Origin of the sequence: Pantoea latae (assembly GCF_002077695.1) — a bacterium.
Taxonomy (GTDB): domain Bacteria; phylum Pseudomonadota; class Gammaproteobacteria; order Enterobacterales; family Enterobacteriaceae; genus Pantoea; species Pantoea latae.
Genome location: NZ_MWUE01000018.1, coordinates 90165 through 99942 on the forward strand (window position 1 = coordinate 90165; position 9778 = coordinate 99942).

General features: G+C 62.2%; 8 protein-coding genes and 1 riboswitch. Of the genes, 3 read left to right on the forward strand and 5 right to left on the reverse strand.

The window, feature by feature from the left end; all coding sequences use genetic code 11:
- Window positions 1–2: 2 nt before the first annotated feature.
- On the forward strand, window positions 3–1163 hold the full coding sequence (locus B2J69_RS13135; RefSeq protein WP_081139836.1) for a glutathionylspermidine synthase family protein: 1161 nt from the start codon (window positions 3–5) through the stop codon (window positions 1161–1163).
- 30 nt (window positions 1164–1193) lie between these two features.
- Here the strand turns inward: B2J69_RS13135 and ygiD are convergent, their stop codons facing one another.
- Complete coding sequence (ygiD, locus tag B2J69_RS13140) at window positions 1194–1979, reverse strand: 4,5-DOPA-extradiol-dioxygenase (protein ID WP_081139839.1); 786 nt, start codon at window positions 1977–1979, stop codon at window positions 1194–1196.
- Window positions 1980–2168: 189 nt separating this feature from the next.
- Here ygiD and zupT point away from each other — a divergent pair, with 189 nt between their 5' ends.
- On the forward strand, window positions 2169–2936 hold the full coding sequence (zupT, locus tag B2J69_RS13145) for a zinc transporter ZupT (RefSeq protein ID WP_081139841.1): 768 nt from the start codon (window positions 2169–2171) through the stop codon (window positions 2934–2936).
- A 62-nt stretch (window positions 2937–2998) separates the two neighbouring features.
- On the opposite strand, the gene ribB is transcribed toward zupT, so the two are convergent.
- Window positions 2999–3655, reverse strand: a complete 657-nt coding sequence (gene ribB, locus B2J69_RS13150; RefSeq protein ID WP_081139843.1) for a 3,4-dihydroxy-2-butanone-4-phosphate synthase — start codon at window positions 3653–3655, stop codon at window positions 2999–3001.
- A 108-nt stretch (window positions 3656–3763) separates the two neighbouring features.
- Window positions 3764–3911: riboswitch (FMN riboswitch) on the reverse strand.
- Window positions 3912–4084: 173 nt separating this feature from the next.
- Between ribB and ubiK the strand changes: the two genes are divergently transcribed.
- Window positions 4085–4390: a ubiquinone biosynthesis accessory factor UbiK gene (gene ubiK, locus B2J69_RS13155; RefSeq protein WP_033752486.1), complete on the forward strand. Its 306-nt coding sequence runs from the start codon at window positions 4085–4087 to the stop codon at window positions 4388–4390.
- 40 nt (window positions 4391–4430) lie between these two features.
- Here the strand turns inward: ubiK and hldE are convergent, their stop codons facing one another.
- From hldE to B2J69_RS13170, 3 genes are all read right to left on the reverse strand, one after another.
- A complete protein-coding gene (hldE, locus tag B2J69_RS13160) occupies window positions 4431–5855 on the reverse strand; it encodes a bifunctional D-glycero-beta-D-manno-heptose-7-phosphate kinase/D-glycero-beta-D-manno-heptose 1-phosphate adenylyltransferase HldE (RefSeq protein ID WP_081139845.1) in 1425 nt (474 codons plus the stop codon).
- Window positions 5856–5930: 75 nt separating this feature from the next.
- On the reverse strand, window positions 5931–8774 hold the full coding sequence (glnE, locus tag B2J69_RS13165; RefSeq protein WP_094078512.1) for a bifunctional [glutamate--ammonia ligase]-adenylyl-L-tyrosine phosphorylase/[glutamate--ammonia-ligase] adenylyltransferase: 2844 nt from the start codon (window positions 8772–8774) through the stop codon (window positions 5931–5933).
- 25 nt (window positions 8775–8799) lie between these two features.
- On the reverse strand, window positions 8800–9778 hold a 979-nt coding region (locus tag B2J69_RS13170; RefSeq protein WP_081139847.1), incomplete at its 5' end, for a CYTH domain-containing protein.

Below are 9778 nucleotides of genomic sequence, written 5' to 3' on the forward strand. Positions count from 1 at the left end.
TTATGCAACGCATCGCCATCAATGAGCGCCTTGACTGGCGCGAAAAGGCCACGGAATATGGCTTTCGTTTTCACACCATGCACGGCGAGCCGTACTGGTGTGAAGACGCCTACTATCAGTTTACGCTGGCGCAGATAGAGAAACTGGAAGCCACCACCGCGGAGCTGCACCAGATGTGTCTGCAGGTGGTGGAGAAAGTGGTCGGCAGCGAGCAGCTGCTGGAGAAATTCCGCATTCCGAAGCACACCTGGGATTTCGTGCGCGACTCCTGGACGCAGCGTCAGCCGTCGCTCTACTCGCGCCTCGACCTCGCCTGGGATGGCCAGAGCGACGCGAAGCTGCTGGAAAACAACGCGGATACGCCAACCTCGCTGTATGAAGCGGCCTTCTTTCAGTGGATCTGGCTAGAGGATCAGCTTAATGCCGGCCAGCTGCCGCCGGGCAGCGATCAGTTCAACAGCCTGCAGGAGAAGCTGATTGAGCGCTTCGCCGCACTGCATCAGCAGCACGGTTTCCAGTGGCTGCACTTCGCCTGCTGCCGCGACACCGAAGAAGATCGCGGCACGGTGCAGTATCTGCAGGACTGCGCCACCGAGGCGGGTCTGCCGAGCGAGTTTCTCTATATCGACGAGATTGGCCTCGGCGACAAAGGCCAGTTCACCGACGTGCAGGATCAGGTGATCAGCAACCTGTTCAAGCTCTATCCGTGGGAGTTTATGCTGCGCGAGATTTTCTCCACCAAGCTGGGCGATGCGGGCGTGCGCTGGCTGGAGCCGGCGTGGAAAAGTATCGTCTCTAACAAGGCGCTGCTGCCGATGCTGTGGCAGATGTTTCCCAACCACCCTAACCTGCTGCCCGCCTGGTTCGCCGAAGACAATGTGCCGCACATGGACAAATATGTGGTGAAGCCGCTGTTCTCGCGCGAAGGCGCCAATATTCGCATCGTGGAAAACGGTCAGGAGATTGCGCGCGTCGACGGGCCTTACGGCGAAGAGGGCATGATCGTGCAGCAGTTCCACCCGCTGCCGAAATTCGGCGACAGCTATACGCTGATCGGCAGCTGGCTGATTGACGATCAGCCGGCCGGCATCGGCCTGCGCGAAGATCGCGACCTGATCACCCAGGATCTTTCGCGCTTCTATCCTCACGCCTTTATCGGGTGAACCAGAGCGGGCCGCGCTGGCCCGCTTCGCTTAGCCTACCTGCACCGACAGCATGCTGATTGCGCCCATCTCCAGGCCCTCCACCGGCACGCTGACCGGCTCGTCACCGCGACGGGCGCCCAGCACGTAGAGCAGCGGCAGATAGTGCTCTGGCGTCGGATTCGACAGCGCGGCGTCGGGATGCTGCATAAAGTTCACCAGCGGATGCGTCTCGCTTTCGCCCTGCCAGCTCAGGTTGTCCCGCACAAACTGATCGAAGCGCTGCGCCCAGGGCCAGGCTGGCGCGGTTTCGTCCCAGCGCACCTTGCGCAGGTTATGCACCACGTTGCCGCTGGCGACGATCATCACGCCGCTGTCGCGCAACGCCGCCAGCTTTTTACCCTGCTCGAAATGCCAGGCGGGCGACTGCGTCGCATCGACGCTGAGCTGCACCACGGGAATGTCGGCGTCGGGATACATCTTGATCAGGACGCCCCAGGAGCCATGATCGAATCCCCACTCATGGTCGAAGCGCACCGGCGTCGGCGCGAGCGCGTCAGCGATCTCCTGCGCCAGCGCGGGCGATCCTGGCGCCGGATAGCGCGTGTCGAACAGCGCCTGCGGGAAGCCGCCGAAATCGTGGATGGTGCGCGGATCTTCCATTGCCGTGACCGCCGTGCCGCGCGTGTACCAGTGCGCGGATACCGCAATAATGGCGCGCGGACGCGGCAGGGTTTCACCCGCGTGGCGCCAGGCCTGGGTATAGCGGTTCTCTTCCAGCACGTTCATCGGGCTGCCGTGACCTAAAAACAGCGCGGGCATAGGTTGTTGCATCATCGCTCCTCAGACATATCTCTATCGGCTAACGATACGCCCTTTAACAGCGCCGGAAACGCGCATAAGCATGATGAAGAGCATCAGTGAATTTGAACAACTTTCAGCCGACACTTCTTTACCAAATATAACTCGACGTTTCGTAGGGTTATCGCTAATTTTATGCGAATGATTATCATTAAGGAGAATGCGATGTCGGGTCCGTTATTGCTCACCGTGCTGGCTGGCGCCGCTACGTTTATCGGTGCGCTGTTCGGCGTGCTGGGCCAGAAGCCGTCTAACCGCATGCTGGCGTTTGCGCTCGGCTTTGCGGCGGGCATTATGCTGCTGATCTCACTCATGGAGATGCTGCCGACCGCGCTACGCACCGAAGGGATCTCGCCGCTGCTCGGTTACGGCATGTTTATGCTGGGCCTGCTCGGCTACTTCGCGCTGGATCGTTTGCTGCCGCATCAGCATCCGCAGGATCTGATGTCGGCGCAGCGCCACCCGGCGAAACTGCGCCGTACGGCGATCCTGCTGACGCTCGGCATCAGCCTGCATAACTTTCCCGAAGGCGTGGCGACCTTTGTTACCGCCAGCAGCGATATGGAGCTGGGGCTGGGCATTGCGCTGGCGGTGGCCATCCACAATATTCCCGAAGGTCTGGCGGTGGCCGGCCCCATGTACGCCGCCACCGGCTCGAAACGCAAAGCGCTGTTCTGGGCCTGCGTTTCCGGCATGGCGGAGATCCTCGGCGGGCTGCTGGCATTTGCGCTGCTTGGCCCGATGATGTCGCCGGTAGTTATCGCGGCGGTGATGGCGGGCGTCGCCGGCATTATGGTAGCGCTGTCGGTAGATGAGCTGATGCCGCTGGCGCGGGAAATCGATCCCCACAACAATCCGAGTTACGGCGTGCTGTGCGGGATGACGGTGATGGGCGCGAGCCTCGCGCTGTTGCAGATCAGCGAAGTAGGCTAGATCGGCTGCTGAAAACAAAACGGGCCGCTAAGCGGCCCGTTTCTCTTTGGTCAACGCCTGCCTTAGCTGGCCTGACGCGTTTCGTGCGCGCGGCGCCAGGCCACCAGATCTTCAATGGTGACCACCGGCATGTTGTGCGCTTTCGCGAAGGTAATCGCTTCCGGCGCGTGCGCCATGCTGCCGTCGTCGTTGGTGAGTTCGCACAGCACACCCGCCGGCTTAAAGCCCGCCAGCGTCACCAGATCGATAGTCGCTTCGGTGTGGCCGCCGCGCGTCAGGACGCCGCCGTCACGCGCGCGCAGCGGGAAGACGTGGCCGGGACGATTAAGGTCGCTCGGCTTCGCGTTATCGGCAATGGCCGCGCGGATGGTGGTAATGCGATCTTTGGCGGAGACGCCGGTGGTGACCCCTTCAGCGGCTTCAATCGTCACCGTAAAGCCGGTGCCGTAGGCGCTGGTATTGGTCTCGACCATCATTGGCAGCTCGAGCTGCTGACGGCGCTCTTCAGTGAGGCAAAGGCAGACGATGCCGCTGCCGTGGCGAATGGTCAGCGCCATCTGCTCGACGGTCATGGTTTCCGCCGCGAAGATCATATCGCCTTCGTTTTCACGGTCTTCATCGTCAAGCACCATTACGCCGCGTCCCTCACGGAGCGCAGCGACTGCACGTTCTACACGCTGTTCCGGCGTGCCAAATTCAGAAAGAAGCGTCTGATTCATGGTAATAAAACCTTATAAAATATATGAGTTACCAGAATCAGGGCGAGCTTAGGAGTGATGTCATCAAGACATGGCAATAACGCGAAGCGGGCGTAGCCCGGCAGATGTCGTTACCCTCTCCCATCCGGACTCTAACCGTCGGCCCCGGAATTACACCGGATCTGCTGACCTTTCCGTTGCCGGAAAGCGCTCGCGGGCTTTCAGCCGTAGCTGATTTACCGCCGGTGGGGAATTTCGCCCCGCCCTGAGAATAAGCAAAATTACTATAGCGCCATTACACAGGTCGGGCAATCAACAAAACCTCAAATGCTTTTGCATTTCCTGCCGTGTCGATTTCGGGTTTAACCTTTTTCGTTTCAGGCATTACACTTAACCCTTATCAGGCCCCAACCCCTGCTGTCACCAGCAACACGAAACCAGGAAATCATCATGATCGACACGAAAAAAATTGAACAACTTGCGCGTCAGGTGCACGAGGCGATGCCGAAAGGGATTCGTGAATTTGGCGACGATGTCGAAAAGAAAATTCGCCAGGTTCTGCAGGCGCAGCTGACGCGTATGGATTTGGTCAATCGTGAAGAGTTCGACGTGCAGACGCAGGTGCTGCTGCGCACGCGTGAAAAGCTGGCCGCGCTGGAGCAGCGCCTGGCACAGCTGGAAAGCCATCAGCCTTCCGCGCCAGCGCCCGCGGTGGTGACGCCCGATCCGGCAGGCAAAATCGACACCCCGCAGTAAGCTTTCAGACGGCGGGCGCGCAAGGCGCCCGCCCACACGGCTACTCGCCGCGAATAGTCTTGATGATATTGGTGGTAGAGATGCCGTCTTCGAAGTTCAGCACGCGCACGTCGCCGCCGTTCGCCCACACCTCTTTGCTGCCCGCGATATCTTCAGGCTTGTAGTCGCCGCCTTTTACCAGCAGATCCGGCAACACGCTGGCGATCAGACGCTGCGGCGTATCTTCTTCAAACGCTACCACCCAGTCCACCGCTTCCAGCGCGCCAAGCACGATCATGCGGTTTACCAGCGGATTCACCGGGCGACTGCTGCCTTTCAGACGCTTCGTCGACGCATCGCTATTGACCGCCACAATCAGGCGATCGCCCAGCTTGCGCGCGTTGGCCAGATAGGAGACGTGACCCGCGTGCAGAATGTCAAACACGCCGTTGGTCATTACCACTTTCTCGCCGCGCTTGCGCGCTTGCTCGACGGCGATTTTAAGCTGCGCTTCGTTCATGATGCCGAAACCTTCGTCCGGGCGCGCATGCACGGCGTTTTCCAGCTCAATCGGACTCACGGTCGAGGTGCCCAGCTTGCCGACCACCACGCCCGCCGCCGCATTGGCCATAAAACAGGCCTCTTCCAGTGAGTCGCCCGCCGCCAGCGTCGCCGCCAGCACGCCAATCACCGTGTCGCCTGCGCCGGTCACGTCGAAAACTTCCTGCGCCTGCGTCGGCAGATGCAGCGGCGCCTTGCCTGGCTGCAGCAGCGTCATGCCGTTTTCAGAGCGCGTCACCAGCAGCGCGGAGAGTTCGTAATCCGCCACCAGCTGCATGCCGCGGCTGACAATCTCCTCTTCGTTTTTACACTTGCCAACCACCGCCTCGAACTCCGACAGGTTCGGCGTCAGCAGCGTCGCGCCGCGATAGCGCTCGAAGTCGGTGCCTTTGGGATCGATCAGCACCGGCACCTTCGCTTCACGCGCCAGGCGGATCATGGTCTGCACGCTGGAGAGCGCGCCCTTGGCATAGTCGGAAAGCACCAGCGCGCCGGCCGCCGCCAGCGACTGGCGCAGACGCTGATGGATCGGTTCCGGATCGACCTGCTCGAAGCCCTCTTCGAAATCGAGGCGCAGCAGCTGCTGATTGCGCGACAGCACGCGCAGCTTGGTAATCGTAGGATGGGTTTTGACCGCAACGAAGTCGCAGCGCACGTTGACCTTTGCCAGCGTGTCGTTCAGCACGCGCGCCGCGTCATCTTCGCCGGTTAAGCCGATCAGCTGCGACGCCGCGCCCAGCGCCGCAATGTTCATCGCCACGTTTGCCGCGCCGCCGGGACGCTCTTCAATGGTGTCCACTTTCACCACCGGCACCGGCGCTTCAGGAGAGATACGGCTGGTGGGGCCATACCAGTAGCGATCCAACATCACGTCGCCTACCACCAGCACCGAAGCACGGTCGAACGCGGGCAAAGTAACTTTCATTCCAGACACTCCAGACTGCAGTAAAAATAGTGCGCGGATGATAGCACAGATGCGATCTGCGCTATCAACAGCCGCTTATGGGGTTAAAGGCGACGCCAGCCAGCGCTGCCAGCTCGCCACCACGGTTTGCCGCTCGGCGGCAAAGGCGTCCGGCTCGACATGGCCCGGCAGCTCCTGCAGCGCCAGATGATGCAGCGCGTCGCGCAGCGTGACGTAGGCATGGGTTAGCGCCTGCGCTTCCGCCTCCGGCAGTTTGTCATAGCGCGCCGCCAGTTCGAAAATCCGCACGTTATCGGACCAGCGCGTCAGCTCAGGCTGTTCGGCGGCCCAGGCTAAGACAAGATATTGCGCAATGAATTCAATGTCGGTAATGCCGCCTTCGTCGGTTTTGATCTCCCAGCGCCCTTTGTGCCTGTTGCTGAGATGAGTGCGCATTTTCTCACGCATCTCGCGCACCTCTTTTTGCAGCGCCTCCGGCGCGCGCGGCAGGCAGAGAATAGCGCGGCGGATGGCGTTGAAGCGCCCGGCCAGCGCATCATCGCCAAACACCACGCGAGCGCGCACCAGCGCCTGATGCTCCCAGGTCCAGGCCTCATGGCGCTGATAGTCGTCGAAGGCGTCGAAGGTGCTGACCAGCATGCCGGCCGCGCCGGAAGGCCGCAGCCGCGCGTCTACTTCATAGAGAATGCCCGAGGCGGTGCGCGTGCTGAAGAGATGCATAATGCGCTGCGCCAGCCGCAGATAGAACTGCCGGCCGTCGATGCTGCGCTCGCCGTCGGTTACCGCGTCCGCCGGGCAGTCGTGCAGAAACACCAGGTCGAGATCGGAGCTATAGCCCAGCTCCCAGCCGCCCAGCTTGCCGTAGCCCAGCACCGCGAAGCCGCGCTCGTGCTCATTTTTCAGGTGACCCGGTCGGCCGTAGCGCTGCACCATCATCTGCCACGCCTGCTGCACCACCGATTCGATAATCGCTTCCGCCAGCCAGGTTAAGTGATCGCTCACTTTCATCACCGGCAGCGTGCCGGCGATATCGGCCGCCGCGATACGCAGCAGCTGCGCCTGTTTGAACTGGCGCACCGCCTCCAGCTGCTGCTCTTCATCATCCACCGGAATGCGCATCAGGTACTGGCGCAGCTCATCGCGGTAGGCGTCGGTAGCGGTCGGCTGATAGAGCGTGGCGGGGTCGAGCAGCTCATCCAGCAGCAGCGGATAGCGCGCCAGCTGGCTGGCGATCATCGGCGACGCCGCGCACAGGCGGATCAAATGCCGCAGCGCGCCGTGATATTCGGTCAGGAGTTCAAGATAGGTGCTGCGCGTCAGCACGCCCAGCAGCAGCGGCACTAGCCGGCTGAACGTAACGGCGGCGTCATTGCGCGGACACACCTCGCTCAGCAGGCGCGGCATCAGCTGGTCGATCGCCAGCCGCCCGCGCGGACCGATGGTGCGGCGGCTAATATCCTGACGAAAATCCTCCAGCGCGCGATGTAGCGACCGGCGCTGTTCATCGTCGAGCTGTGGCACCAGCGGCGCCAGCTCCGCATCCTCCAGCGAATCCTGCCACATGCCGCTGAACTCCAGCAGCTCGGGCTGATCGCTTATTTCCGGGATATCTTCACCGATCAGCTCGTCGAAAATGGCGCGCACCGCCGCCATATGCGTTTCAAGCCGCGCCGTTAAGACGCCCCAGCTCTCGGCGTTCATCGCCCAGGCGAGCCGCGCGCGGTCGCGCGCATCGGTCGGCAGCGTCTGGGTCTGTTCGTCATTGAGGCTCTGCAGCAGATTCTCCAGACGGCGCAGGAAAAGGTAGGCCGCGCGCAGCGTCGCCACCTGATCCGCCGTCAGCAGCGCCAGTTCGCCAATTGCCGACAGCGTCGGCAGCAGCGAGCGCAGCTGTAGCGAGCGCTCACGTCCGCCGCGTATCAGCTGGAAAACCTGCACGATAAATTCGGTTTCGCGAATGCCGCCTGCGCCCAGCTTGATGTTGTTAGTCAGCCCGCGCCGCCGCACTTCGCGCGTGATCATGCTCTTCATGTTGCGCAGCGACTGGATGACGCTGAAGTCGATATAGCGACGGTAGATAAAGGGGCGCAGCATCTGCTGCAGCTCCTGGCTCCAGCGATCCTGGTCGTCGCCCATCAGGCGCGCCTTTACCATCGCATAGCGCTCCCAGTCGCGGCCCTGCTCCTGATAGTAATCCTCCAGCGCGGCGAAGCTCAGCACCAGCGGACCGCTGTCGCCGAAGGGGCGCAGCCGCATGTCGACGCGATAGACGAAGCCGTCCATGGTGGGCTGATCCAGCACTTTGATCAGCCGCTGCCCCATGCGGGTAAAAAACTGCGCGTTATCCAGCTCGCGTCGGCCGCCGCGCGTGGTGCCGTTTTCCGGCCAGGCAAAAATCAGATCGATGTCGGAAGAGAAGTTGAGTTCGCCGCCGCCCAGCTTGCCCATGCCGAGGATCAGCATGGGCTGCGGCTCGCCCGCGCTGTTGCAGGGCGTGCCGAAGTCCTGACAACACGCCTGATAGACCCAGTCGCGCGCCCGGCTAATCAGCACTTCCGCCAGCACGCTGAGCTGCTGCAGGCTCTGCTCAGTGCTCGCCTCGTGCAGGCACTGCATCCAGGCAACCCGCACCAGCATACGGCGACGGAACAGCCGCAGCGCGCGCATCAGCGCCGCCTCGCCGTCAACGGTAGCGATGTCGGCATCCAGCCAGCGGGCGTAGTGCTGCCACTCGTCCGGCTGCGGCGGCTGCTGCTGGATCGCCAGCCACCATTCCGGGTGACGCTGCAGGTTCTCGACGATGAAATCACTGAACGCCAGCGCAGCGCGCTGTGCGTCGGTTAAGGCGTCTGCGGCGACGCCGAGGCGCTCGGCCACGCTGGCCGCCTGCGCCTGTAGTTCAGCGGGTAACTCTAACAACGTCTTCTCTCCCTGATGGGTCAGATCATCGCGGCGTGCTGCTGTTGAGCCAGAAAGCAGGCTGACGCATCGCCTGAGCCGCCAGCGATTGCAGCCAGCGATCCTGATGTTGCGCAATAGAAGTTTGCAGTTCCTGCCATGGCGCCAGCCAGACGGCCACCGCTTCCGGCGCGTAGGCGCCAGCCAGCAGATGCACCGCCAGCAGCTGACGCGACAGGCGCGTCGCCTTGTCGTGGTATTCGTTGGGCTGCTGCACGTCACTGAAGGTCTCTTTCAGATCGGCGGCGATGCGGCTCAGCATAATGTCGCTGAAGCGCTTAAAGGAGCCGTCGAGCTTCGCCTGGTTTTTCGCATCGATCCAGCGTCGCCACTGCGACTCCACCAGCCAGTGAGTGAGCGCCAACTGGGTTTCTACTGAGAGCGCGGAAAAGCTCAGCGCCTGTGCGTCTTTAACCGGCTCGGCGAGCGTCTCTTCAAGCGTGGTGAGTTTCTGACGCAGCTCGCTGCTCGCCTTGCGCGGCACCAGCGCGCCGAACAGCGAAAAGGCCTGACGTAGCGCCTCCAGCGCCTCAACGACGCTGCGCTGCGCCTCGGCGTTGCCGCGCAGCCACACCTCTTCATGATACTGCCAGTGGCTGAGCGCGCCCGACATCGCGGTGACCATCCCCTCTTCCACCGTGGCTTTCGGCGCGGCTTTCAGCAGCGGGAACGGTCGCAGCGGACGCGGCGGATTGCCCTGCGCCAGCTGATAGCCGCGCGCCGCCTTGCTCAGACTGCCGAGACGCAGGCCGCCCATGCCGATCAGCTGTTGGGCGAAGGTCATCATGTCGCCGCGCTGGCCGCTTTTCAGCTCCAGCTCGACTTCAAACAGATCTTCGCTCAGGGTCTCGGTCGCGACCGCGCCGCGATCGAACGCCACTTCAACTTCGCTTTCGCCGGTCTGCACCAGCCAGGTTTCACGCTGGAAATGGGTGCTAAACAGCGGCTGCAGGCGCGCCTGCAGC

Coding starts and splice junctions, on each gene's coding strand:
- B2J69_RS13135 (WP_081139836.1), top strand. CDS start 3: ATGCAACGCATCGCCATCAATGAGCGCCTTGACTGGCGCGAAAAGGCC.
- ygiD (WP_081139839.1), bottom strand. CDS start 1,979: ATGATGCAACAACCTATGCCCGCGCTGTTTTTAGGTCACGGCAGCCCG.
- zupT (WP_081139841.1), top strand. CDS start 2,169: ATGTCGGGTCCGTTATTGCTCACCGTGCTGGCTGGCGCCGCTACGTTT.
- ribB (WP_081139843.1), bottom strand. CDS start 3,655: ATGAATCAGACGCTTCTTTCTGAATTTGGCACGCCGGAACAGCGTGTA.
- ubiK (WP_033752486.1), top strand. CDS start 4,085: ATGATCGACACGAAAAAAATTGAACAACTTGCGCGTCAGGTGCACGAG.
- hldE (WP_081139845.1), bottom strand. CDS start 5,855: ATGAAAGTTACTTTGCCCGCGTTCGACCGTGCTTCGGTGCTGGTGGTA.